Annotated in this window: 20 protein-coding genes; 8 read left to right on the top strand and 12 right to left on the bottom strand. The window is 48.8% G+C overall.

Annotated elements, in window-relative coordinates:
- Positions 1 to 163: 163 nt before the first annotated feature.
- Entirely contained in the window at positions 164 to 1,228 is a 1,065-nt protein-coding gene (locus tag GS601_RS10555; protein ID WP_162423243.1) for a DNA cytosine methyltransferase, read from the top strand.
- A gap of 13 nt (positions 1,229 to 1,241) precedes the next feature.
- Positions 1,242 to 2,120: an NgoPII family restriction endonuclease gene (locus GS601_RS10550; RefSeq protein WP_162423242.1), complete on the top strand. Its 879-nt coding sequence runs from the start codon at positions 1,242 to 1,244 to the stop codon at positions 2,118 to 2,120.
- An 8-nt stretch (positions 2,121 to 2,128) separates the two neighbouring features.
- Here the strand turns inward: GS601_RS10550 and GS601_RS10545 are convergent, their stop codons facing one another.
- Positions 2,129 to 2,374: a helix-turn-helix transcriptional regulator gene (locus GS601_RS10545; protein ID WP_162423241.1), complete on the bottom strand. Its 246-nt coding sequence runs from the start codon at positions 2,372 to 2,374 to the stop codon at positions 2,129 to 2,131.
- A 103-nt stretch (positions 2,375 to 2,477) separates the two neighbouring features.
- Here GS601_RS10545 and GS601_RS10540 point away from each other — a divergent pair, with 103 nt between their 5' ends.
- Both GS601_RS10540 and GS601_RS10535 read left to right on the top strand, forming a co-directional pair.
- Complete coding sequence (locus GS601_RS10540; RefSeq protein ID WP_162423174.1) at positions 2,478 to 2,693, top strand: hypothetical protein; 216 nt, start codon at positions 2,478 to 2,480, stop codon at positions 2,691 to 2,693.
- 25 nt (positions 2,694 to 2,718) lie between these two features.
- Positions 2,719 to 3,753 carry a threo-3-hydroxy-L-aspartate ammonia-lyase gene (locus GS601_RS10535; RefSeq protein WP_162423240.1) on the top strand — a complete coding sequence of 345 codons (1,035 nt, stop codon included), beginning with the start codon at positions 2,719 to 2,721 and terminating at the stop codon, positions 3,751 to 3,753.
- Positions 3,754 to 3,807: 54 nt separating this feature from the next.
- On the opposite strand, the gene GS601_RS10530 is transcribed toward GS601_RS10535, so the two are convergent.
- Together GS601_RS10530 and pcrA are read right to left on the bottom strand one after the other, a co-directional pair.
- Positions 3,808 to 4,872 carry a dipeptide epimerase gene (locus GS601_RS10530; RefSeq protein ID WP_162423239.1) on the bottom strand — a complete coding sequence of 355 codons (1,065 nt, stop codon included), beginning with the start codon at positions 4,870 to 4,872 and terminating at the stop codon, positions 3,808 to 3,810.
- 74 nt (positions 4,873 to 4,946) lie between these two features.
- On the bottom strand, positions 4,947 to 7,313 hold the full coding sequence (gene pcrA / locus GS601_RS10525) for a DNA helicase PcrA (RefSeq protein ID WP_162423238.1): 2,367 nt from the start codon (positions 7,311 to 7,313) through the stop codon (positions 4,947 to 4,949).
- 242 nt (positions 7,314 to 7,555) lie between these two features.
- Between pcrA and GS601_RS10520 the strand changes: the two genes are divergently transcribed.
- Both GS601_RS10520 and GS601_RS10515 read left to right on the top strand, forming a co-directional pair.
- Positions 7,556 to 8,263: a hypothetical protein gene (locus tag GS601_RS10520; protein ID WP_162423237.1), complete on the top strand. Its 708-nt coding sequence runs from the start codon at positions 7,556 to 7,558 to the stop codon at positions 8,261 to 8,263.
- A gap of 73 nt (positions 8,264 to 8,336) precedes the next feature.
- Positions 8,337 to 9,089 carry a Uma2 family endonuclease gene (locus GS601_RS10515; RefSeq protein ID WP_162423236.1) on the top strand — a complete coding sequence of 251 codons (753 nt, stop codon included), beginning with the start codon at positions 8,337 to 8,339 and terminating at the stop codon, positions 9,087 to 9,089.
- Between the two features lie 123 nt (positions 9,090 to 9,212).
- Here the strand turns inward: GS601_RS10515 and GS601_RS10510 are convergent, their stop codons facing one another.
- The gene (locus tag GS601_RS10510) at positions 9,213 to 10,244 is read right to left on the bottom strand and encodes an ABC transporter ATP-binding protein (RefSeq protein WP_162423235.1); all 1,032 of its coding nucleotides are present in this window, start codon (positions 10,242 to 10,244) and stop codon (positions 9,213 to 9,215) included.
- Positions 10,245 to 10,368: 124 nt separating this feature from the next.
- Here GS601_RS10510 and GS601_RS10505 point away from each other — a divergent pair, with 124 nt between their 5' ends.
- On the top strand, positions 10,369 to 12,060 hold the full coding sequence (locus GS601_RS10505) for an ABC transporter permease subunit (protein WP_162423234.1): 1,692 nt from the start codon (positions 10,369 to 10,371) through the stop codon (positions 12,058 to 12,060).
- A gap of 15 nt (positions 12,061 to 12,075) precedes the next feature.
- Here GS601_RS10505 and GS601_RS10500 read toward each other — a convergent pair whose 3' ends face one another.
- The 6 genes from GS601_RS10500 to GS601_RS10475 all read right to left on the bottom strand — a co-directional run bounded on the left by GS601_RS10500 (position 12,076) and on the right by GS601_RS10475 (position 18,387).
- Positions 12,076 to 12,483: an ExbD/TolR family protein gene (locus tag GS601_RS10500; RefSeq protein WP_238393197.1), complete on the bottom strand. Its 408-nt coding sequence runs from the start codon at positions 12,481 to 12,483 to the stop codon at positions 12,076 to 12,078.
- On the bottom strand, positions 12,473 to 13,114 hold the full coding sequence (locus tag GS601_RS10495; protein ID WP_162423233.1) for a MotA/TolQ/ExbB proton channel family protein: 642 nt from the start codon (positions 13,112 to 13,114) through the stop codon (positions 12,473 to 12,475). The genes GS601_RS10500 and GS601_RS10495 overlap by 11 nt, the downstream gene beginning before the upstream one ends.
- Before the next feature lie 9 nt (positions 13,115 to 13,123).
- Positions 13,124 to 14,173 carry a Fe(3+) ABC transporter substrate-binding protein gene (locus GS601_RS10490; RefSeq protein WP_162423232.1) on the bottom strand — a complete coding sequence of 350 codons (1,050 nt, stop codon included), beginning with the start codon at positions 14,171 to 14,173 and terminating at the stop codon, positions 13,124 to 13,126.
- Positions 14,174 to 14,662: 489 nt separating this feature from the next.
- Positions 14,663 to 14,818 carry a hypothetical protein gene (locus GS601_RS10485; protein WP_162423231.1) on the bottom strand — a complete coding sequence of 52 codons (156 nt, stop codon included), beginning with the start codon at positions 14,816 to 14,818 and terminating at the stop codon, positions 14,663 to 14,665.
- A gap of 489 nt (positions 14,819 to 15,307) precedes the next feature.
- A complete protein-coding gene (locus GS601_RS10480; RefSeq protein WP_162423230.1) occupies positions 15,308 to 17,062 on the bottom strand; it encodes an ABC transporter ATP-binding protein in 1,755 nt (584 codons plus the stop codon).
- A gap of 131 nt (positions 17,063 to 17,193) precedes the next feature.
- Positions 17,194 to 18,387: a YdcF family protein gene (locus GS601_RS10475; RefSeq protein ID WP_162423229.1), complete on the bottom strand. Its 1,194-nt coding sequence runs from the start codon at positions 18,385 to 18,387 to the stop codon at positions 17,194 to 17,196.
- A gap of 772 nt (positions 18,388 to 19,159) precedes the next feature.
- Between GS601_RS10475 and galE the strand changes: the two genes are divergently transcribed.
- Positions 19,160 to 20,158 carry a UDP-glucose 4-epimerase GalE gene (gene galE, locus GS601_RS10470; RefSeq protein WP_162423228.1) on the top strand — a complete coding sequence of 333 codons (999 nt, stop codon included), beginning with the start codon at positions 19,160 to 19,162 and terminating at the stop codon, positions 20,156 to 20,158.
- Positions 20,159 to 20,457: 299 nt separating this feature from the next.
- Here galE and GS601_RS10465 read toward each other — a convergent pair whose 3' ends face one another.
- Together GS601_RS10465 and GS601_RS10460 are read right to left on the bottom strand one after the other, a co-directional pair.
- Positions 20,458 to 21,426 carry an ABC transporter substrate-binding protein gene (locus GS601_RS10465; RefSeq protein ID WP_162423227.1) on the bottom strand — a complete coding sequence of 323 codons (969 nt, stop codon included), beginning with the start codon at positions 21,424 to 21,426 and terminating at the stop codon, positions 20,458 to 20,460.
- Between the two features lie 11 nt (positions 21,427 to 21,437).
- The gene (locus GS601_RS10460) at positions 21,438 to 23,966 is read right to left on the bottom strand and encodes a TonB-dependent siderophore receptor (protein ID WP_162423226.1); all 2,529 of its coding nucleotides are present in this window, start codon (positions 23,964 to 23,966) and stop codon (positions 21,438 to 21,440) included.
- Between the last annotated feature and the right edge of the window lie 20 nt (positions 23,967 to 23,986).

Here is a 23,986-nt window from a genome sequence, read left to right as displayed (position 1 = left end):
TTCTAGTAGATTGGTGTATCATGCCTTGCTGATGCCCAAAAACTTTTCGGATTTGGTATGTCTTGTGAACTCACGGTCTGCATTACCTGATTGTGAGCAGTAGAATAATGAGCAGTCTCAGATTCCTGTAACCCAACGTTGTCTTGATGGTGCTGGTTTGTCAATGGTGAAAGAAATTGTTTCTCTTTTCTCAGGATGTGGAGGGTTGGATCTAGGATTCAGTCAAGCTGGTTTCAAGGTTGTCTGGGCAAATGAGTACGATAAGCGCATCTGGATCACTCATGAGAAGAATTATCCAAACATTTTTTTAGATAAGCGCGATGTTAGGAACATACGCTCCAGCGAGATTCCTGAGTGCGTTGGCATTATTGGCGGACCTCCTTGCCAAAGTTGGAGCGAAGCTGGAACGCAGAAAGGCATGAATGATGCAAGAGGCCAGCTTTTTTTAGAATATGTTCGCATCTTGAAAGATAAACAACCTCTTTTCTTCTTGGCTGAAAATGTTTCTGGAATGCTCCATAAAAAACACATTGCGGCACTAGGTTCAATTATTAGGAGCTTTGAAGATGCAAATTATATCGTTTCTCACAAACTGTTAAATACTGTGAAATATGGCGTACCACAGGATAGAGCGCGCGTTATTTTTGTGGGCTATCATCGCTCTCTCGGTAGGCATTTCAATTTTGATGTGTTGGAAACGTATTCTTACAGAGCTTGTAGTTTGTATGACGCAATTTGGGATTTGCGCGATTTGGCTATTTCTGCAAAAGAAAAAAACAAGACTAATGGCGAATTGTGTCAGGTTCCAAATCATGAATATATGATTGGAGGTTTCTCTAGTCACTACCTATCGCGTAATCGAGTTCGTTCTTGGGATGAGCCTTCTTTTACAATTCAAGCAGGTGGACGCCATGCACCGATGCATCCGCAGGCAAACAAAATGATTTATGTTGAGCGGGACAAATTTATGTTTGATCCCGATTCATTGCATCCCTATCGACGATTATCGATTAGAGAATGCGCTAGAATTCAAACCTTTCCTGATGATATTATTTTCTATTACAACGATTTAGCTGACGCTTACAAAATGATCGGAAATGCTGTCCCTGTTAAATTTGGCTATGCATTAGCTCAGGCAATAAATGATGATTTGTTTGAACGGAAAGAGCAAGACAGTGATATTAGAGTTTTATCAAATAAGGTATTTCAACTGAGTTTAAACATCTAAGCATTTGAAGCATATGAGCCAAGAAGCTAGATCTTTTGTGGGAAGCACGAATGTTCTGAAAGCAATTAAACACCTTGTTGAAAATCCTGTCTTTGATGTAGTCAACTACTACAGAAGCAACAATAAGATTAATGCAGCAGGTGATGCTTTAGAACTCTTTGTAAAAGATATTTTTGCTGGAATATTAGACAATCAAAATGAAGACGAAAAGTTAGCAACGTATGAGAGAGTCTATTCATACTTCGGTAATGCGAGTAATCCTCCAGATTTGATGATTATTGGTGGAGATGCGATCGAGGTCAAGAAACTGATTTCAGACTCTGCCTCGATCGCGTTGAATAGCTCCTATCCGTCAGCAAAGCTATTTTCAGATAGCCTGATGATTACAAAAACATGTCGAATTTGCGAGGTTTGGAGTGAACGAGATTTGATCTATGCGATCGGCAGTGTGAATCAAGAGAAATTAAGTTCGCTTTGGCTTGTCTATGGTGATTGCTATGCAGCGAGTCGAGAAGTTTACGAGAAGATTAAGCAGAAAATCGCGAAGGGAGTATCAGAGATTCAAGGTGTTGAATTCAGTGCTACTAAGGAGCTAGGACGAGTCAATAAAGTTGATCCGTTAGGAATTACTAATTTGAGAATTAGAGGAATGTGGCAGATTGATCATCCTCGAAAAGTGTATCAATATCTCAATATTCCTGACCAACGCAATGCCGCTTTAAAAGTATTTGCATTAATGCGGGAAGAAAAATATTTGTCATTTCCATTTGAAGATAGACGTTGGCTTGAAACTGCTGAGACATCTAATTTAACGATCGCAGATGTCAAAATCAAGTCGCCTGATAATCCCGTAAAACGAATTCCTGCTAAGTTGATCAGTTTTCAAATCTGATGGCAATCTCACTCTTTTGATGGTCCAAATTCATCGGGAAGTTCTTCGATCGCTTTTCCTAAAATTCGACAGAGCGCTTTCATCTGCGGAACCGTCAGCATCGCGATCGAAGCACCCCGTTCCCAACGGCTAATCGTGGCAATTCCGACACCAATGCGACTAGCAAACTCTTGCTGTGACAGTCCGGCGTCTTCCCGCAGCCTTTTGAGGGGTGATTCAATCTCCTTTGAGCTTAGATTGTTTTTTTTTGCCATAGAGACTTGACTAATCAACTTGATGTGATTAATCTGATTAATCAAGTTGATTAAATTAAATATGAGGTTGAGCAAGCTGATAATAGCCTGCTTCGAGCTTCGTGTGCCCTTTTTTCAGATCTCATCGATTCAGGAGTTTGTGATGTGTTACCGAGAACGATTGCATCCTTGGTGTGTTGTGCAATTATTGCCGAATATGGAGCGCGCGATCGTTGCTCGGTTTCGGCGACGTGGCAATGCTGAAGAGCATTTGAAGATTCTCAGACGAATGTTGCCCAGCACGACTTACATCATTCTGTTTGACCCAGGATTAGACTAGATAAGCAGTTCGCGCTAGTAAATTTATGTCTATCTCGTTCACAGATATTGCTGCTGCTGCCGATCGCCTTTTTGGGGTGGCGCATCGCACTCCGGTTTTAACGTCAACTACTGTGAATCAGCGCACGCGATCGCAGGTGTTTTTCAAGTGCGAAAACTTCCAAAGAGCCGGATCGTTCAAGTTTCGCGGGGCGTACAATGCGATCGCTCAATTGTCAGACGATCAGCGAAAGCAAGGCGTTTTAGCCTATTCATCGGGAAATCATGCTCAAGCGTTGGCGTTGGCAGGTCAGATTTGGGAGGTGCCGGTCACGATTGTGATGCCGAGTGATGCGCCTGCGGTAAAGCAAGCCGCGACAAAAGAGTATGGTGCAACGATTGTGTTTTACGATCCTTTGGAGCTTGGCGGAGCCAATCGCGCTCTGCAAAAACGCGAGGAAGTGGCGAATGAGATTGCAATAAAGCATCAATTTACTCTGATTCCACCGTTTGACTATGCGCCTGTGATTGCCGGGCAAGGAACGGCTGCTAAAGAATTGATTGAAGAAGTGGGTAAGTTGGATATCTTACTCGTCTGTGTGGGTGGGGGCGGATTAATTTCGGGAAGCGCGATCGCAGCTAAATCCCTCTCTCCCAATTGCCAAGTCATCGGCGTAGAACCCAAGCGGGCAGACGATGCCACGCGATCGTTTAACACCAGAACGCTGCAACGAGTGGAGCATCCGACTACGATCGCCGATGGTGCAAGGTCTCATTCACTCGGACAACTGACGTTTCCGTTAATTTTGGAATACGTCGATGACATGGTGACGGTTTCGGATGCAGCCATCTTGCGATCGATGTTCTTTTTATGGGAGCGCCTAAAAATCGTAGTCGAGCCGACAGGAGCTTTAGCCGCCACGGCGCTGCTTGAAGGCATTGTCTCGGTGCCCAACGCCAAGATCGGCGTCATCCTTAGCGGCGGCAACGTAGACCTTAAGGAAGCCGGAAAGTTATTTGCAAAGGCAACGGCAAAAGAGAAACATCAGCTTCGTCGTCCGCTCGCTCAGGAACTCAGTTAACGATCGCAAGCATTCACAGTTTGATCACGCTTCCTAATGCCAAAGACAACACAATCATCTCAACCGAACTCCTAGTCCTGACTGATCATTGGGAACAACTCTGCCATTTTCAAACGACGCCCCGATGAACGGATCATTCAACAAATTCAAATGGCTATCTAAATCTAAATGATCTGCTAATGATGATAGATGAGCCAACGCTGTGTTTAACAATGTGCTATCGGAATAACAACCAAACATTATCTTTAAATCGTACGCTTTCGCTACATGAATCATCCGCAACGCTTCTGACAACCCGCCCGATTTCATCAGCTTAATATTAATGCCATGGACGCGATCGCTGAGCATCGGAATATCGCGGCTCGTAAAACAACTTTCATCCACAAAAATTGGCAGGGGCGACAAATAAAAGAGTTTGGTTAGTTCGGTTTCCCGCCCCTTGGGCAAAGGTTGCTCGATATAGGTAACACCGCGCTCTGCTAGCCAATGCGCCATTTTCAACGTCGATTCAACCGTCCATCCACCATTGGCATCAACGCTAATTTGAGCAATATTTGGCGCAGTTTCCTGCACCGCCGTAAACATCGCTTGATCCGCTGCAATTCCTTCCGGGCTACCCAGCTTCACCTTCAACGCCTGAATATCTCGCCGCGGAGATTCTGCCGTCCCTTTGCCGAGCCAATCTAAAACCCGTTGTTTGGCTGCTTCAGGCGTGCTGATGCCGATCGTCACAGACGTTGAAACAATGCGATCGCGCTCTAGCCCCCACAGTTGCCACAGGGGAAGACCCGCGTACTTTCCCAACCAGTCGTGCAGGGCAACATCCAACGCGGCCCGCGCCGCAGACGGAAGCTTGGCTTGCCCAAGCAGGTGCTCAATGCGCTGCCGTTCTAGGGGATGAAGCGACTTTAGCAGGGGTGCGATCGCTTGGAGAGATCGGGCGATCGCAGCCGTCGTTTGCGGTTTTTCGCCCATCGAAAATGGCGATGCTTCTCCCCACCCTTCCACGCCATCCTGCTCAATTCTGATCCAAACATTCGTCGTTTGCGCCGTTGTGCCTCGGCTAATCGTGAGGGCAAAGCGTTTATGCACGGTGAACGTTTGAATCTGAATCTCCATAGCACACAAGGTCAATAGGTACTGATGTTTAGTTAATCAGAGAAAAGCATCCGTTAGTCGAAGCAGAAAGGTGACTAATCGATCGACTGGAGGGCGCGATCGCTAATCGGTAAGATCTTTCGCTTCATACCAGGCAACCCATCAAACCGAATCGCCAGCGTTGCTTTCGCACCAGACCCAAATACATTGGTAATCTCGCCCACCCCAAACTGAGCGTGCATCACGCGATCGCCCACACTCCAATCGAGATCATCAGATGGCTCCGCCCCAACAGGAGCCGCCGTTCGAGTTTGGGAACCGCCCTTCGCCAGACTTTTTGTCCACTTGCTAGGAAGCGAGGTCGCGGTGTTGGTGTCCATCAATTCGCGGGGCATTTCGGCGAGAAACAGCGAAGGGCTAGCAGGTTCGCGGTTGCCATAGAGACGGCGCTCCCGCGCATGAGAGATAAACAACCGCTCTTGCGCGCGGGTGATGCCCACATAACAGAGCCGCCGTTCTTCTTCGATCGCCGCCGGGTCATCCAGCGATCGGTAGCTGGGAAACAAGCCTTGCTCTAACCCCACCAAAAATACGATGGGAAACTCTAGCCCCTTAGAAGAATGCAGCGTCATCAGCGACACATTCGTTGCCTCTTCGGGTGTGTCGTCTAAATCTGAAGCGAGGGAGGCATTCGCCAAGAACCCGACCAGACTCTTATCGTCCTCATTTTCCTCTTCGTATTGCAACACTGCGTTATAAAGTTCCTGCACGTTTTGAAACCGATCTTCGGCTTCATCTGTACCCTGAGCCTTCAAGTCTCGAACATATCCAGACTCTTCTAGCACGCCCTGCACAATCTCAGACGCCGACACAGAATCTAGCATCTCGCGGTGTTTCTCAATAATGGCGGCAAACGCGCTCACCCCTTTTGCAGAGCGCCCTGCCAGGGTTTTTACAGAGGTTTCGTCGCTGATGATCTCCCAAAGAGGAATCCCAAGCTCGATCGAGGCTTTTTGCAAAGACTCAATGGTAGATTTGCCCACCCCCCGACGCGGCGTATTGATCACCCGCAGCAGGCTGAGCGTATCGGCAGGGTTAACGATCGCTCTGAGATACGCCAACACATCTTTGATTTCTTTGCGATCGTAAAATCGCAAGCCTCCCACAATTTTGTAGGGCACCCCCCAGCGCACCAAAATATCTTCAAATGCGCGAGACTGAGCGTTCGTCCGATACAAAATCGCAAACTTGCCCCAATGCAAATCAGCATTCATTTGCTCTAACCTCCGCATCTGCTGAATCACAAATTCGGCTTCGTCAATTTCATCTTGGGCGCGGTAGCAAAAGGTCGATTCTCCCCGTCCACGGGTGGGCTTGAGAATCTTATCAATGCGCTCGGTGTTATTTTCGATCAGTTCATTGGCAAGTTGCAGAATGTTTTCTGTCGAGCGGTAGTTTTCCTGGAGCTTCACCATGGTGCGCGTATCATCGTCGGGCAACCCATCGCCAAAGTCATGCTGAAACCCCATCAAAATCGTGAAGTCTGCCATACGAAACGAGTAGATCGACTGGTCTGCATCGCCGACTACAAACACCGAGCGGTAGTTCCAATCTTCAAATTTAGAGGCTGATTCCCCGTTTGTCACCAGCAGTTGAATCAGATCATATTGGGTGCGATTGGTGTCTTGGTATTCGTCTACCAAGATGTGGCGAAAGCGTTTGTGCCAGTATGCTCGAATCTGTTCATTTTGGCGAAATAGCTGCACCGGAATTAAGATTAAGTCGTCAAAATCTATCGCGTTGTTTTCGGCTAACTTATCTTGATATACGCTGTAAACGTTACTGATCACCCGTCCTCTAAAATTTGGCTGTTCTTTCTCATATTCTTGCGGGGAGAGACCTTTATTTTTAGCGTTGCTAATCGCATAGCGAACCGATCGCGGATCAAATTTCTTTTCGTCTAAATTTAGCTGATTAATAATGATGTCTTTGACCAAACTCTGAGCGTCTGACTCATCAAAAATAGAGAAGGCTCTCGTCCATTTGCGCCCCCGCTCATCCTGAAATTTTTCGATGTCAAAGCGCAAAATTCGACAGCACAGCGCATGAAACGTACCGATCCAGAGATCTTTGGTGATGGTTTTGTAGACCTGCGATCGCAGCTTTGTCTGCACATGTCCCGGCAACGCTTCTAGCGGCTTGTCATGCGATCGCGCTGCCTCCCGCTCAGCAAACAGCCGCTCGATCCGTTCCTTCATTTCCTTGGCGGCTTTGTTGGTAAAGGTCACTGCTAAAATATTCTCCGGATCAACGTGATGCTCTAACACGAGGTTGGCGATCCGATAGGTCAGTGCCCGCGTCTTGCCTGATCCTGCCCCCGCGATCACCAGGAGCGGTCCACAAAAATGCTCCACCGCTTGGCGTTGAGAAGGGTTGAGATGGCTCAGGAAATCGGTAGTCATGGCGAGGGCAAAAAGATGATTCTACTTTATTATCACCCATCTAAACCTCTGGAGGGCTTCTGCCCCAGCCCGTGGGTTTGGCGCTGTCGGGAACCTAGAGACGCGATTGGCAGAGCTATGCTTCAAACGATCGCTCGAATTTGCCAACCCACAAAATCTTGACAGGACTTCTATTCTCCTTTACTAACCCAAAACTCTTCGTGATACTATTGCAATAATTTCCTAACTGATCAATTTAACCGGTGAAACATTTGGGGCAGAGGTTGCTAACCCAACGGCTAACGATTTGGCACATGCTGCCGATTGCGATCGCGCTCCACGGTGTAGCGCTGGTTGTTCCTGTTCCATCGGCTGACTTCGTGTCAGAAGAGCCTCAAAAAGAGACCAAGCCTGTCGAGGTTGTCACCTTACCGCCGTCTCCCCCTCCTAGCACAACGTTACCGACGCCAACAGCGCCCTCGTCCCCAATCGTCCCAACCCCGATCCCTCCATCTGTCAAACCTCAGCCACAGGCAATTTTTCCTAAAACTCCAGCGCCAACTCTGCAAACGTCACCCGCGCCCAGCCCATCGATCGCGCCATCACCAACAGTAACGCCATCGGTCACACCATCAGTAACACCATCACCATCAGTAACACCATCACCATCAGATTCACTACAGCTAGAAGGTGCACAACCGGGTTGTAGAGGATTAATCGGCTGTTGGCAACTTCCAGAAACAAAAGGGCGATTGGTTGCAGGCACACTAGAGCAACAGCTTCAAGATCAAGGCTACAACGTTACTAAAAAAGACTTAGAAGACGATACCGGAATGACGGTGTATGAGATTTCTAAAGATGGCGCGTTCCAGTATTTTTTGCATGTAATTTGGGGCGATCGCGGCACGGTCTACGTTCGCAATCCTCAATTATTAAGTCGTAGTGATTTAGAAACGAAAGCAGGCTTGTAAAACGTTGCTCTATCATGCCCTGTGCTAACGTAACAATACATCCCTTGACCTCTTGATCGGGAGTCACGCTGCCATGACCCTAAGCGTTGCTGAATCTAATATTACCTGGGAAAAACTACCCGACGATTTTATCTTGCCCGACACTCCTGTGGACAACATAAACCAGCCACCCCTCGCGACCGCCCTAACAGAAAGCTTACAGTTAGCAGGCAAACTGCCCGACACAGCCCTCACGACAACCAACTATGGCATCTGTGCCACCGTCAACGGCAAGCTCGTGATCAAAGCCCCGGATTGGGGCTATGTTGCTGCGATCGCAGTGCCGAGAACAGAGATCAAACGGAGCTACACGCCCCGGCTTCAAGGCGAGATTCCGACGATCGTGATGGAATTTCTCTCAGATGCCGAAGGCAGCGAATATTCCAGTAAACCCAGCTACCCGCCTGGGAAATATTTTTTCTACGAACGTGTTCTACAGGTTCCGAACTACGCCATCTTTGAGCCAGACACAGGTGCGTTAGAGGTCTACCGCCTAGATCCATCTGGGCGATACCAGCTACAGCCATCTGATGACCCACACCATCGGTACTGGATCGCTGAGATGAATCTATTCTTGGGGTGCTGGCAAGGCACTCGCGAAAACCGAACGGGCTACTGGCTGCGTTGGTGGAATCCGCAAGGGGAGCTATTGTTGTGGGGCACAGAACGTGTAGAGCAAGAACGCCAGCGAGCAGAGCAAGAACGCCAGCGAGCAGAGCAAGAACGCCAGCGAGCAGAGCGTTTAGCGGCGCAGCTTCGGGCGGCAGGAATAGAGCCAGAGGCATGACTTTGAGGCGCTCTACGCAAATCTTTCTAGTAGATTATCAACCTTGAGTGGATGGGTGGATGGTTTCAATTACTAGACTCTCCCTCTCTCCCCCTAGTCCCACCTTTCAACCTTGACAGACCCCTAGGCAAAGATCTGCAAATTTGATTCATTCACCTGGACTTTGACTGGCGTATCGATCGCAAGTTGCGGGTGCAGGGCACTGAGAACTTGGAGGTGCTGACCCGAAGGGGTAACGACCACATAGCGATGCTCCCGTCCTAAAAACTGTCGATCGCGAATCACAACTGTGCCTGTTTCATCGGGGTGAAGCGCAAGCGCCTGTTGACGAACCATGAGCAACCCCGACGAATGGGCGATCGCAGAAGACAGTTTGAACGCACCAATTTCGGTGTGCCAGAGATCGCCCTGGCGGGTCGCTGGCAGAAAGTTGGCTTGGGTGACAAATTCGGCAACAAACTGAGAGGCGGGCGTTTGGTAAATCGCTTCCGGCGTGTCAAACTGTTCGACCTGCCCCTGCCGCATCACCGCCACGCGATCGCACAGCGACAGGGCTTCTTCTTGATCGTGAGTGACAAACACCGCAGACATCCCCGTTGCCTTGAGAATAGTGCGAATCTCTTGCCGCAAGCGCAACCGAACTTGCAGGTCTAGGTTACTCAACGGCTCATCGAGCAAAATCAGAGACGGCTGTGGCGCGATCGCACGAGCCAAGGCAACGCGCTGTTGCTGCCCCCCAGACAGTTCGTGAGGATAGCGCTTTTCAAACCCCGTCAGCCCCACCAGTGCGATCGCTTCTGAAATTCGCTCCTTTGTCTTCTGGCGATCGCGACCCAAGCCAAACCCAATATTTTCGGCAACATTTAAGTGGGGAAACAGCGCGTAATCCTGAAACACCATACCCACATCCCGCCGTTCTGGGGGCTGCCATCGGTTAGAGCCTGCCACTCGCTGCCCAGCAATGTCGATCGTGCCATTTTGCGGCTGCTCAAAGCCAGCAATCAACCGGAGCAACGTGGTCTTGCCGCAGCCCGATGGACCCAACAAGCCTAGCAGTTCGCCTTGATGGAGCTTCAGCGAAACGTGCTGAACGACCCAGTTTCCAGAAAATTGTTTGGAAACGTCGTCAAGGTGCAAGATGACAGATTGGGGCATCGTCGTCAAGGTAATCTGGCTAAATGAAGGACTTGTTGAGAGTGGTCATCAACGATTTCCAGTCTACAGTAAAGTAGTTTTAGAGAAATGGTTAAACCCCCTTGATTGGCTCCGCAAAACGATAATGCAAAACTCGCCGACGCCTTCCACCGCGACTTCCACCGCGACATCACCCCTACGCTCGGTCGATGCCCGTCGCGTTAGCGGATGGAATATTTTGGTGGCGATGATTGCCCTCTTCATTTCAATCCCGGTTCTGTCGGTGGTGAGCGGCGTTTTTATCGATGCAAGCGCAGTGTGGCAGCACTTGGCAGAAACCGTCTTGGCAAGTTACATCACAAACTCGATCAGTTTAATGCTGGGGGTTGGCATCGGGGTAACCCTGATTGGCGTGGGGACGGCTTGGCTCGTCACCATGTGCCAATTTCCAGGAAGCCGCGTTTTTACCTGGGCGTTGCTTTTACCGCTCGCGGCTCCAGCCTATATTTTGGCGTACACGTATACTGATTTCCTAGATTTTTATGGCATTGTGCAGTCTAGCTTGCGCTCTTGGTTTGGCTGGAGGGGCGTTAAAGACTATTGGTTTCCTAATGTGCGATCGCTGTGGGGTGCCATTACTATGTTGACGCTGGTGCTGTATCCCTATGTCTATTTGCTAGCGCGTTCGGCGTTTTTATCCCAATCAACCTGCACCCTGGAAGCTAGCCGCAGCTTGGGGTGTAACCCTTGGAACAGCTTTATCAAAGTCGCGTTGCCGTTGGCGCGCCCTGCGATCGTAACGGGTGTGTCGTTAGCGTTGATGGAAACATTGAACGACTACGCAACCGTGCAGTTTTTTGGCGTTGACACCTTTACAACCGGCATCTATCGAACGTGGTTTGGCATGGGCGAACGATTGGCGGCCTCTCAGTTGGCAGCCTTTCTTTTGATTTTCATTTTTGCACTGATTTTCCTAGAAAAATGGTCACGGGGACGGGCGCAATATTACCAAACCAACCGGCGGACTCAGATTTTCCACAAGTATCGCTTGCACAATTGGCGTGCGATCGCGGCTGTCTTGGCATGTCTCATTCCGTTGACGCTGGGGTTTATCATTCCGGGGGGGGTGCTGCTTGAGATGACGCTAGACAACCTAGATCGAGTCTTTGACCAACGATTCTGGAACTTTGCACAAAATAGCCTCACCGTTTCAGGGCTGGCAGCCGGTGTCGCAGTGTTGCTCGGCTTGATCTTGGCGTATGGCTTGCGACTCCAGCCAACGTTGGGAATGCAGCTTGCCACTCAAACGGCTGCAATGGGTTACGCTGTGCCGGGTTCGGTGATTGCGGTCGGAATCTTAGCCCCGTTGGGCTGGTTTGATAATACCGTTGATGCCTGGTCGCGATCAGCGTTAAATTATTCCACCGGGCTGCTGCTGAGTGGAACGATTTTCGCATTGACGTTTGCCTATCTTGTTCGTTTTCTAGCGTTGTCGTTTGGTGCGATCGGGTCGAGTTTAACAAACATCAAACCGAGTTTGGATGACGCTGCCCGAAGTTTGGGTCATAGCACACTCGGTACATTGCGCCGAGTGCATGTGCCCCTGTTGTGGAAAGGATTGCTCACAGCAGCTATTTTAGTGTTTGTCGATGTGATGAAAGAGTTATCAGCAACACTGATCATTCGTCCGTTTAATTTTGATACGCTGGCGGTTCATGTATACAACTTAGCCGCAGACGAACGGCTGGTAGAAGCCTCCGGATCGGCGCTAGCGATCGTTGTTGTCGGGTTAGTTCCAGTTGTGGTCTTGAGTTGGCATATGGAACGCAGAGATTAACGCTTAATTTAATTCTTATTCGATCGCTAACGACACGCGATCGCCGCCCATATCCCGCAATGTCCCCAACACTTGCACCACCCGTTCGTAAGGCAATTGCTTGTCTGCCTTGAGCACAACTGTGCCGTCAGGAGTGGCGTTCAGATAGGCAGCAATGTGTTGAGCTAAGCGATCGCGCGGGGCGGTTTTGCCTTCTAGCAATAGCTGACCCTGCTGATTCAAGCCCACAATTAGAGGATTAGCAGGCTTTTCCGTGGTTTTGCCATCCTTGCTCTGCGGCAGCGACACATCGACAGCCTGAAAGCTGGTCAACGTCATCGACACGATAATAAAAAAAGTGAGGATGGTCATAATCACATCCATCATCGGCAGCAAGTTGATTTCTGGCATCCGCGAGGGCTGTTGTTGCGCTCTAAATTTCATCCCGTTCGCCCCAAAACTGCCGATAAATCAGTTCTAACTCGCTGCCGATATCCGAAAAATAATCAATTTGGCGAGATTGCAGCGCCACACACACCCGAAAGGCAGCTAATGCGACGATCGCCACCACCATGCCACTTGCCGTGGTGATCAAGGCTTCCGCAATGCCCAACACCGCCCTAGAGGTATCAACCGCCGACCCACCGCCGCCAATCCTGAGGTTGAAAAAGGTCACAATCAAGCCAGAAACCGTGCCCAACAGCCCCAACAGGGGAGCCATGGCGATCACGGTTTCTAGGAGTTTGTCGCCCTTTCGCATTTGGGCAAATTCGCGATCGCCTGCTGCTTCCATCGCCAACCGAAAGGTTTCTGGATTGGGTTGTTTGAGCGTTAGCGGAGCCAGCAAAAACCGAGCGATGGGCAAATCAGAGGCAGATTCGGCGAGCGATCGCGCCTGCTGTAGATCATGTTTCGCAGTTTCTAGCACCTGTCGAGCGATACGGCTTTCACCGCTCAAGACATGCCACCAAAACCACGATCGCTCTAACGCACAGGCGATCGTTAAAATCGACAAACCCGCGACAGGCACCATCACCGGCCCACCCTTGGCGAGGAGTTCAAACAGCGTAGACATTGCGCTTAGTTATTTCCAGCCTGCTCGATCCATAATCTTAAGCGCTTCTGCATTGTTTTTACCGTATATCGCCGCATTAAGTTTATCTTCTTTAAAGGTTCCGTATGCGGATAGTACCGGATCAACCTTCACGCCAGCCACAACCGGATACTCATTGTTTCCAGCTGCAAAAAGTTCTTGGGCTTCTTGGCTCGCTAAATATTCTAGAAACTGGATCGCTGCCGCCCGATTGGGAGCCGTTTTGACCACGCCACCACCGCTAATGTTGATATGAGTGCCGCGATCGCTTTGATTGGGGAACACAATACCAACGCGCTTGGCGACTTCTTGATCTTCTGGCTTTTCAGATTTTGCCAACCGAATCAGGTAGTAGGTATTTGCCAAGGTTAGATCGCCTTCTCCGGCTGCCACTGCCTTGATCTGAGCCGTATCGTTTCCTTCGGGGGGGCGCGCAAAATTTGCGGTGAGACCGCGTGCCCATTCCTCGGTCTTCTGGGCACCGTGCTGTGCCAACACCGAGCCAGTGAGCGACTGGTTATAAATGTTGTCCGACGATCGCATGACGATCCGCCCTTTCCATTTTGGGTCGGTCAACCCTTCGTAAGTCGAAAGCTCAGCCGGTTTGACTTGATCTTTGTTGTAAACAATCACCCGTGCCCGTCGCGTGAAGCCAAACCAGTGCCCTTGGGGTTCTCGCACGTTTTCTGGAATTGTCGACTCTAAAACCGAAGACTTGACCGGCCGCAAGAGACCTGCTTCTTGTGCCCGCCACAGCCGCCCTGCGTCTACCGTAATCAGCACATCGGCGGGGCTGTTTGCGCCTTCGCTTTTGATGCGCTCGATCAGTTTATCTGCTTCTGCTTCAACTAAGTTAACTTTGATGCCAGTCTTTTTCGTAAAGCCGTCGTAGAGCGCGTTATCTGTGTCGTAGTGACGCGCCGAATAAAGATTGACAACCTGCTCATTTGCTGATACTAGGTTAAACCGCGCCAACTGCCCTACGGCGACGGCTACGATTGCTGCACCTGCCGCCAAAAATACTCGCCTTCTGATTGCCATAACCTAGAGTTCTCCGATGTGTTTCATGGCGCAGAGGTGAGGATGACTCAGGCGATCGCTAGTCACTTACTCCCTCTACTATTATTGATATAACTTCTTAATAACCAAAGTAAAGCAGTCAGGAAACCGTGTCAAGAATATTCTAGAATAACAGCTAAACAAGCCAAAACCTGATCTGTTCATTTTTTTCAGAACTCCAGGTTTTGGCTTGCTAGGAATCGGCTTGACCGAGCAATGATTGAATTTGATGAATTGATCTAGTGGTCTGTCAAGATTGAAATGATGGACTGGGAATCGTTGAGTGGTTGAGTGGTTGAGTGGTTGAGTGGTTGAGTGGATGGGTAACATCTCCCTCTACCCCTCTCACCCCTCTACCCATCCACTCAACGTTGACAATCTACTAAAGCCTGCCCAGCATACTTTTTCACAACGTCTTGCTACAGGCGTTGGTTTTGTATCTGCTTCTAGGCTATTTCAAGAACTTCTATTTCAAGAACTTTTACTCGTCGTTTCCATCAGTCGCAAATAGCCGAACGTGGCAAGGAAGAAAAACGGCACAAAAAACCATTCCGGAGAGTTGCGGTATACCCAAATCATCAGAGCCAGCCAGAGGATAAGACTAAGCAAGGCAAGTAACTCACGCATGGGATACCTCATGAACTGTCATAGGAGTTCTTTCATTACTTCAGTACACTCACTGAAATTTCAGCAAAAAAAACGTGAAGACTCTATTAAAAATTGGTGAAGTCTCTTGATGGCACCCATCAGGGATTTCTGATAACGAGCTAAGCCCAATCGCAACCTCCTCTCTTGGTTTGCATCTTGCTTGTCGAGATTTACAGGTGGGTATCGAGATTACACCATTTCGGATCGAGGTTTGCATCTTTCTAACTCGATTCGCTCAATCTCCGATCGAGTTTGCACAAAATTTTCTTTGATAGAGGATTGCGGTATCGAGTTTTGCGATCGCGTTTCTCAATACACCATCGCGGTATCAACGATTGCGATCGCGTTTCTCAATACACCATCGCGGTATCGAGTTCACGCATCGGCTTCCTTGATACAGTATCCCAATCGTTGATAACAAGTTTGTGTAGGGCTTGCAGAACAGTCGTTCCGTTGTACGCGAAGCCTCTACTCCTTTACCGCTTCCTCTAAGGTATTCTGTTCCCACAGCGATCGATACAATCCCGCTTGCGCCAACAACTCGCTATGGCTTCCCATCTGCACAACCCGACCTTGCTCCATCACAAAAATTCGATCCGTCATTGCCGCTGCCGAAAGCTGATGAGAAATAAACACAACCGTTTTACGATCCGTTCCTTCTGACAAATTCTTGAGAATCTGCGTCGCGGTTTGGTTGTCTACACTGGAGAGCGCATCATCCAAAATCAAGATGGGGCTATCTACTAGCAGCGCCCGCGCTAACGCCGTTCGCTGTCTTTGCCCACCGGAAAGAGTAATCCCTCGCTCTCCCACAATTGTTTCATACTGCTGCGGAAAATTCAAAATCTCACGATGAATTTGCGCTGTTTTTGCCGCATACTCTACCTCATCTGGCTCAGCCAACGGCTTGCCGTAGCGAATGTTATTTTTTATGGTGGTGCTAAACAAAAAGCTTTCTTGAGGAACATATGCGATCGCCCTCCTCAAATCGTCTAACCGCAGTTGCGTAATGTCATATCCATCGATAAACAGTTCACCCGGCGCAATGTTCAAAAGTCGCGGTAGCGCATTGGCTAGAGTCGATTTTCCTGAGCCAATCTGACCGACGATCGCAATGGTTTCCCCTGGCGAAATCGTAAAACTCACCTGATTTAGCGCAGGCGTTTTCATCTTGGGATAAGAGAAGGTCAAATTTTGAGCGACCAATCCCCCTTTCACCTGCTCTATTGCCAAGGGAATTGCATCCGGCGCAGTCTGAATCTCAGGCTCAACCGACAAAATTGCCTCAATGCGATCGATGCTTACCTCACCTCGCTGATATGCCGTAATCGTAAATCCCAGCAGCGCAGTCGGAAACGCCAGGCGCTCTACAAAAATCAACAGCGCAATAAAACTGCCAATCGTAATTTCACCCCGCTCGATCGCGCCACTGCCAAACCACAGCAAAATCAGCGCACTACCATAGCCCAACGCCGTCAAAATTGGAAACAGTGTATTGCGCGTCAACGCTAGCTTAAGATTTGCCTTAAGCAACCCTCGATTAGAGTCTGCAAACGCCCGGCGCTCGTTCTCCTCCTGAGCGTAAATCTTGATCAACGCAATTCCGCTCATGTCTTCCTGAATCAGTTCACTCAATCCTGAAAGCTTTTCTTGCACCTGCAACTGCTGCGATCGCAACCGATGACTAAACAAATTCACCAACACCAGCATAAACGGATACACCGACAGCGCTAAAAGACTCAACCTCACATCGATCAATAACATTGCAGGTAGCGTCAGGGCATAGGCAAACAGCGTGTTCGCCAAACTCAACACCGCAAAGCCCACCAGCCGCCGAATATTTTCTACATCACTCGTTGCGCGGCTAATCAAATCTCCAACCGCATTCGCCCCAAAGTAAGCTGGTTCTTGCCGAAGCAAATGCGTGAAAATTCGCTGTTTTAGATCAAACTCCACCTGCCGCCCAACCCCAAACAACAGCACGCGAGACGCCATCCGCACCACCAACATCACGGTTGCCGCCACCAAAATCACCATTACATAGAACAGAATTTGATCGAAACTAAACGTAATGCCCAGCGTATCGATCGCGTTTTTAATTTGTAACGGAATGTAGATGCCGATCGCATTCACAACCAAAAGCGCCAAAATACCGGCAAGCGTCGTCCGCCAATGGGGACGAAGGTAGCTCCCTAGTTTCTGTAATTGTGAAGGTCGTGCCATAGCGTCTAGTCACGGGTGGGAAACCTTTTCATCGTAACGCCAATCCCCACAATCCAAGAGATGCCCCCTCATTCCTTAGTAGCTAGAGGGCGATGAGGGTTGAATGGCTAGCGATCAAATTGCTGAAGACGCTAGATTGCCCTGACTGGTCTGATCCACCCCCTCAAGAAATAATAGATAGAAGTGATGTACTCGTTGATCACTTTAGAACTCAGCGAAAGGGCATCAACATTGGGCAAGATATCGGCTAATCGAAAGTTTCGCTCGATCAAGTCCCGCCCTTGAACTCGATTTCGCAAGGCTTCGCGGCTAGGAACGGTATAAAAATCTGTTGGTCGGGGCAACACCGAAAACGTTCCTTCTTGTTGCGCTGCAAATTCTTGCCGAAAGGTTGAGACGGCACGCGGCATCTCGATCGCCGAAGTCACGAGGGTGACCTGCCCGTTGTAATCGATATTATTTCGAGCTAGCAATTCACGCACATTGACGGCGCTGTCGTGTACTGTTTCGCTACGAGGATCTTCGAGAAGGTTTGTCACCCCGCGCGATCGCAAGAACGTTGCCGCATCTTGCGCTTCCGACACACTCTCTGGGCTTTCCCCCTCCCGGCGATCGCGCCCCGGTCGAGACCCCGCACTCACCACCACCAGACCGCCCTGCTGCTGAGCAAGCTGCGCCGCATAAATCAATCGATTGCCCCGCTCGGTCAACTGAATCGGTTGATTACTAATCAAAAGATAAGAGGTTTCTGAAATGGGATCTGGGGGCGGAATAAAAGGAGGAGATTCCGGGGTTGCCCCTGTAGGTGCAGGCGCGTCCAACTGTCTTGGTCTAAGTTGCAGCCGAGTCGTATCCTGAGCTAACACAATAATCACCCGTTGTGCTGCCCCCAGTTCTGCTTCTGGCACCAACCGAATGTCTTGAATCGCTTCTGCCTCTGCCCGTTGTGCCAAAAAATATGAGACCGCAGGCAAACTTAAAATCAGTAAAATCGGAATGGCAACCCGCAGCAAAATGATCCCAGTGCCAGACAAAACTCTTCCCCGAATCAGATCTGCAAGGGCAATGAGCAACAAGATCAGCAGCAACCCCAAGGGCGTAAACGGAACTGAAATAATCCTCCAAATGTCGCCAATTAGCCCTGTGTCTGGCGAACCCCGGAAAAAGGTGAAGACGGCAACTCCTAGCAGCAGCAGCAGCACCAATCCTCCCAAAAACACTCTCGGAAGCAACCGCAGCAAGACATACCAGGCAAATATCCCAACCACTACCCACAGCAAAACCTGGGTTAGCAGTACGAATACATCAGTTACTAATAAGACCATGCTATAGTTCCTTGCCTTGCGGTAAACATCCTTACACCCTGTGTAAATTGAAGCATCAATACTCTGCGGAGCTTAATTTTAGTAAAACAACTTGGCAACATTCGTTTAATTAAGTCGTTTCGTTTAATCAAGTCATTTCATAAAGTGCAACTGCATCCCTCTCAATTTAAGACTCGATTTAAGAAGAAGACTGCCGAATCGAGTTTTAATAATCTCTGACTAAGCCGAGATCTAAACCGAGTCAACCCAAAGATTAGTCAGCACAGAATTGGTCATCACAGAAGGTCTTTCAAGATTAGGATTGTACCGAAGATTGCTGATTTGTACGCTGTTTATTTGGGAATAAACGTTTATTTTCTAAAAATCTAATTTCCGAAGGCAACATTTTTGCATTATTCTGACGTTCGCTGTCCCTAAATGAGCCAAAATCAGGCAAAATGCAGAACGATGATATTGGCTCAGGCGTAATATTTAAACTGTGTTTACAGCAGCAGGAGGTCAATCTATGGAAATTATTTTGGCAGGGATTGCATTTGGGGTGATTTTTTTTCTACTGGGTCGAGATTTGCTCAGCGGTGGCAAGAAAAAATAGGGCTACATCAAGGCTTGGCAAAACGCTGAGCCGCGCCCCTTGCGGTATCTGCATAGCAGCGCGCGCCTTAGAGTCCTCAGCCTAGAGTTCTCAGCCTAGAGTCTTGAGCGTTGATTCCTGACCGCCGCTGGGATGAATGAAAAGAAAATAGAACAGTGTGATTGGGAGACATAGAGCACCGTGCAATCAGAAAAAGCGACCGTTTTAGTTACTGGGGGAGCCGGTTACATTGGCTCTCATGCTGTATTAGCGTTGCAGCAAGCTGGGTTTGAAGTCGTGGTGCTTGACAACTTAGTGTATGGACACCGGGATATCGTCGAAGACGTTTTAAAGGTTGAGTTGGTCGAAGGGGATACGAGCGATCGCGCCCTGCTCGACCGCTTATTTGCGTCCCGTTCCTTTGCGGCAGTTATGCACTTTGCTGCCTACGCCTATGTGGGGGAATCCGTCACCGCTCCCGGTAAGTACTACCGCAACAATGTGCTTGGAACGCTAACCCTCCTGGAAGCCATGGTGGCAGCGTCAATTCAGCATTTTGTATTCTCCTCCACCTGCGCCACTTACGGCGTTCCCAATCAAGTCCCCATTCCTGAAGACCATCCCCAAAACCCAATTAACCCCTACGGTGCAACAAAACTCATGGTCGAGCGGATTTTGGCAGATTTTGATCCGGCGTATGGTCTCAAGTCGGTCTGCTTCCGATACTTCAACGCCGCAGGGGCAGACCCAAACGGTCGATTAGGAGAAGACCATCACCCAGAAACCCACCTGATTCCTTTAGTTTTGTTTACCGCGCTGGGTCAGCAAGATGCCATCTCAATTTTGGGAACAGACTACCCAACCCCTGATGGCACCTGCATTCGAGACTATATCCATGTAACGGATTTAGCCCAAGCCCATGTCCTTGGTTTGGAATATCTTCTCAAGGGGGGTGACTCTCAAACGTTTAATTTGGGCAATGGTAACGGCTTTTCTGTTCGCGAGGTCATTGAAACGGCGCGGCGAGTAACTGGCAAACCGATCCCATCTGTAGAGCGCGATCGCCGTCCTGGTGATCCTCCGGCTCTAGTCGGCAGTGCCGAAAAAGCCCAAGCGATTCTAGGATGGTCGCCGCAGTATTCTGATTTGAGTCAAATTTTGGCTCATGCTTGGCAGTGGCATCAAAACCGGCATGGCTAACCTTTGGATATTTGGGAAACGCGCTTTTATCAGCCGCGAAGCTGTGATTAAGATGATGTTGAGACGCACTCTTGATGAACATTATTTGGCGAAGCGATCGGGACGCTGATATCGAGCGTTGGTCGATCGTACGGCAATGCTTTCCCGTTTTGCGATCGCTGATGTCATCGCAGACTACCTTTTAAGCACTCGCTGCTTTGCAGATACCGCAAAGGTCGCTGATTTGTTGCTGAAGGGGCGCGCTGCATTGAGAGAAAACAAATACTATCCCAGGAGCGATGGCGTACTTACTCACTACATTAGGGTGTGTTAACTAAGTATTTGTAGAGGTCATCAATGAGTGCATCAGCCGCGAGAGGGGTTCGACCTCTCCAAACGGTGGGGTCTATATAGTAAACGCGATTTTGTTGAACAGCGTTGAGTTTCTGCCAAAGTGGTTTCTTCTGAAGCAAGTTGAAGTCACGCTCACCTGTTTCACGTCCGCCATAAACCCCAACGAACATAACATCCCCATCCGCCACGTCTAAGGCTTCTTCGGAAAAGGTAAAACTTACTTTTGAAGTATCTTGTTGTGAAGGCGGTCGTTGAAGCCCCACATCACTTAAAACAGAGCTAGCAAATGAGTTTTCACCAAGGATTCCTCCACAGCAGAAGAATATGAAAGAAATCGTTTTATTTTTGTAGCGATCGCCTAACGCAGTTTTGAGTTGCTCAATCCGTTGATGGTAGCGTTGCCAGATCTGTTCTCCAGCTTTCTTCCTGTTTAATACTTCAGCCATAAAGTTAAAATATTGTTTCCAGTTATCCTCTCTTACATTTCCGCCCATCCAATCATAAAAGACTGTAGGAGCAATCGCAGATAGTTGAGGATAAATTGCCTGATGGTTATGCTGCCAGCCAATCATCAGATCTGGTTTGAGTAAAGCAATGCGCTCAATGCTAGGCTGTGACCATTCTCCCAGTGGTTTTATTCCTTCGATCTTATCGGCTAAATAATCAGGAAATTGGCTGTCATAAACACTTGCAATTGGTTTAATGCCAAGCGCGATCGCATTCGCTAAAGCTGCTGGATTTAGTGCGACAAGGCGCTGAGGAGTTTTAGAAACACAAGTTTCTCCCATGCTGTGCTGTACAGTTTGGCAATCATTTGCAGGTTGAAATAAGCTCCTGGAATGATCAAAGTGGTTTGGATTACAGGCTACTGTTAGCAAACACGCCATCATTCCAAAGAGCATTAGGTAGGAGAGGCGACTCAGTAGCTTACTCATGGAGATCCAGCTTAAAACGTCCAAGAAATAGTTCCTTCTACTGTGAATGGGGCACCGTAAAAGACGCGATTCCGATTAAAAGAACCTTCAAAGTAGTCCACATCGAAGAGATTTCTCACATTAATTGCAGCGCGGAATCTATCTTTCTTATAAAAGATTGCTGCATCGGTGGTTAGATAGCTAGGCAATTCAAATGTATTGGCGTTATCACCTGCGCGATCGCTGACATAGAAAAGTCCTAGACCAAATCCTAAACCTTGCAAGTCTCCTTTCTGCATCTCGTAGGTCGTCCATAAGCTAGCCGCATGAGGACCAGTCCGTTGGAATCGCTTACCAACTTCGGCTGCTACATTACTCTGAGTGATGCGAGAATCATTGTAGGCATAGCCAGCGAAAACCTTCCATCCAGGTAGAATTTCACCAGCAAGACTAAGTTCGACCCCTCGACTGCGTTGCTCTCCTGTTTGCACCGAAAAATCAGCATTCACTGGATCAGCCGTTAAAACGTTCGATCGAGTGATGTCATACAGTGCAAGGGTCGTTGAGAGTCGGCTATTTAAATCGGCTTTCACCCCAACTTCATACTGAGTCCCTCTACTTGGCTGAAAGGGATCTCTTGCAAAAGACAATCCGATATTTGGCTCGAAGGATCGGCTGAAACTAGCGTACAGAGAAATCGGCTGAATGGGTTGATAAACAATGCCCACACGAGGACTAAAAGCATTTCCCGATTGGCTAGCTGTTGGGCTATCAAAATCTCCAGACTGACTGAACGTATCAAATCGACCACTTACGAGTAATTTGAGATTGTCTGCAAGGGTGATGCGATCTTGCACTAAGATGCCAAGCTCGTTGTTGGTAATATCTGTACCCGGAGTAGGTGTGAGTGGTCCTAGTGATTGACCAAAAATGGGATTAAAGACATCAATGGATGGAACTGTTCTATTTCCAGCAGGTGTGGCTATGAAACTATTTCTTGCTAAATCGACACCAAAAAGTAGTTCGTGCCTAATTGAACCCGTAGAAAATTTTCCAACAACATTCGTAGACAATTTGTATTCGCGATACTGACTTGCATTATCGGAAAAAAATCTCGGTAGTGTCCGATTATCACCTCTCAACGCACCAGGAAGTATGGCAAACCCTTCAATGTCAGTACCATCGTATCGAAACGTAGTGTTGAGCGACCAATTTTCGCTGAATCTATGATTGAGATTGGAAGTAACCCTCACCTGTGAAAGATTTAAAGAACCTTCATTGACGTTAAGGCTGCGACGTATCTTACCATTCGGGTTGGAAAGCACCGTACCAACTGCGGGCAAACCCATAGGAACTCTGTCTATGAATAAGTTTTTATAAACAGCTTCTACGCTAAAATCTGTGTTCTCGCCCAACTTAGCAGTGATGACTGGTGCAACTACAAAGTTTCTGGTTCGGTTTGAGTCAAGGAAAGATCCCTGATCGCGATAGGATGCGTTCAGACGGTAGAGTAGCCTTTTGTCGCTATCAAGCGGACCAGAGAGATCGACTTCACCACGATAAAAACTAAAACTTCCCAGGTTTACCTCAGCAAAGTAGTAAGGTTCGCTCAAAGGTCGCTTGGTAACATAGTTGATAGTTCCCCCTGGCGATAGTGAACCAAATAAAACCGAATTTGGACCTTGGAGAACTTCAATTCTTTCAATTCCCGTTAGGTCAGGACCGAAGTTAGCACCAGCACCATTAAATATTCTAGAAACAAGTCCATCGAGTGCAGGTGAACTAAAAAATCCCCGAACTAATATTCGCGGTGAGTCAAAGCCACTAGGAGCCGCATTACGGACGCTTGGGGCATTACGCAGCGCCGTGGGAACATCGGCACGTTGATCCCGTAGCACTTCTTGGGGAATAACCTGAATTGACTGGGGAATATCCCGTAGTGGGGTATTTGTCCGAGTCAATGCCGATGAATTTGGTACACGGTATCCGTCCTGTTCCCCCGTCACCGTAATCTCTTCTTCCTCTCCTGCTGCTTCCGGTGTCACTGCCAACACCAACCCCTGCCCCGGAACAATCTGCGCGATCGGTAACTCACTTACTCCTGCAATGCTCACTTGAATTGTCGTTGCATCGGCTTGGGTGACTGTCACCCGATCGATTCCCTCCGCAGGCTTTTCCGCCTCAAACGCTTGTCCATTGCTCAACGCCAACACCGCATTTGCAACCGTAACCACTAGCGAATTTCCTTCCTCGCGCCGAGTCGCCTGTAACGCCTGCCCCGTCTCCGTCTGCAAAATCACCTCTAATCCTTGCTGAGTCGGGTTCAACTTCACATCGATCACGCGAATCGGTAAAGCCACCTCCGCAGGTTGTTGCGAAAGCCAGTGTTTTACGGTAACGGATGATTCGCTCCGCGAAGCCTCGAAGAGTCGTGGAAGATCCCGCACTTGCAATACAGGAGGCATCGTCGTTGTCGCGTTTGGTTCTGCTCCCACAGGCGCAATGTCTAGAACCAATCCACTGCCGATGATCACCGCAACCCACTGCAACCGATTCAACATCTCTCACACCAATACTGATA

It is taken from the genome of Myxacorys almedinensis A (genome assembly GCF_010091945.1).
GTDB lineage: Bacteria > Cyanobacteriota > Cyanobacteriia > Leptolyngbyales > Leptolyngbyaceae > Myxacorys > Myxacorys almedinensis.
This window is presented reverse-complemented; position numbering and strand designations above follow the sequence as displayed.

What these genes read in the sequence shown, in the direction of transcription:
- GS601_RS10555 (WP_162423243.1), top strand. Translation starts at nt 164, where the DNA reads ATGGTGAAAGAAATTGTTTCTCTTTTCTCAGGATGTGGAGGGTTGGAT.
- GS601_RS10550 (WP_162423242.1), top strand. Translation starts at nt 1,242, where the DNA reads ATGAGCCAAGAAGCTAGATCTTTTGTGGGAAGCACGAATGTTCTGAAA.
- GS601_RS10545 (WP_162423241.1), bottom strand. Translation starts at nt 2,374, where the DNA reads ATGGCAAAAAAAAACAATCTAAGCTCAAAGGAGATTGAATCACCCCTC.
- GS601_RS10535 (WP_162423240.1), top strand. Translation starts at nt 2,719, where the DNA reads ATGTCTATCTCGTTCACAGATATTGCTGCTGCTGCCGATCGCCTTTTT.
- GS601_RS10530 (WP_162423239.1), bottom strand. Translation starts at nt 4,872, where the DNA reads ATGGAGATTCAGATTCAAACGTTCACCGTGCATAAACGCTTTGCCCTC.
- pcrA (WP_162423238.1), bottom strand. Translation starts at nt 7,313, where the DNA reads ATGACTACCGATTTCCTGAGCCATCTCAACCCTTCTCAACGCCAAGCG.
- GS601_RS10515 (WP_162423236.1), top strand. Translation starts at nt 8,337, where the DNA reads ATGACCCTAAGCGTTGCTGAATCTAATATTACCTGGGAAAAACTACCC.
- GS601_RS10510 (WP_162423235.1), bottom strand. Translation starts at nt 10,244, where the DNA reads ATGCCCCAATCTGTCATCTTGCACCTTGACGACGTTTCCAAACAATTT.
- GS601_RS10505 (WP_162423234.1), top strand. Translation starts at nt 10,369, where the DNA reads ATGCAAAACTCGCCGACGCCTTCCACCGCGACTTCCACCGCGACATCA.
- GS601_RS10500 (WP_238393197.1), bottom strand. Translation starts at nt 12,483, where the DNA reads ATGAAATTTAGAGCGCAACAACAGCCCTCGCGGATGCCAGAAATCAAC.
- GS601_RS10495 (WP_162423233.1), bottom strand. Translation starts at nt 13,114, where the DNA reads ATGTCTACGCTGTTTGAACTCCTCGCCAAGGGTGGGCCGGTGATGGTG.
- GS601_RS10490 (WP_162423232.1), bottom strand. Translation starts at nt 14,173, where the DNA reads ATGGCAATCAGAAGGCGAGTATTTTTGGCGGCAGGTGCAGCAATCGTA.
- GS601_RS10485 (WP_162423231.1), bottom strand. Translation starts at nt 14,818, where the DNA reads ATGCGTGAGTTACTTGCCTTGCTTAGTCTTATCCTCTGGCTGGCTCTG.
- GS601_RS10480 (WP_162423230.1), bottom strand. Translation starts at nt 17,062, where the DNA reads ATGGCACGACCTTCACAATTACAGAAACTAGGGAGCTACCTTCGTCCC.
- GS601_RS10475 (WP_162423229.1), bottom strand. Translation starts at nt 18,387, where the DNA reads ATGGTCTTATTAGTAACTGATGTATTCGTACTGCTAACCCAGGTTTTG.
- GS601_RS10465 (WP_162423227.1), bottom strand. Translation starts at nt 21,426, where the DNA reads ATGAGTAAGCTACTGAGTCGCCTCTCCTACCTAATGCTCTTTGGAATG.
- GS601_RS10460 (WP_162423226.1), bottom strand. Translation starts at nt 23,966, where the DNA reads ATGTTGAATCGGTTGCAGTGGGTTGCGGTGATCATCGGCAGTGGATTG.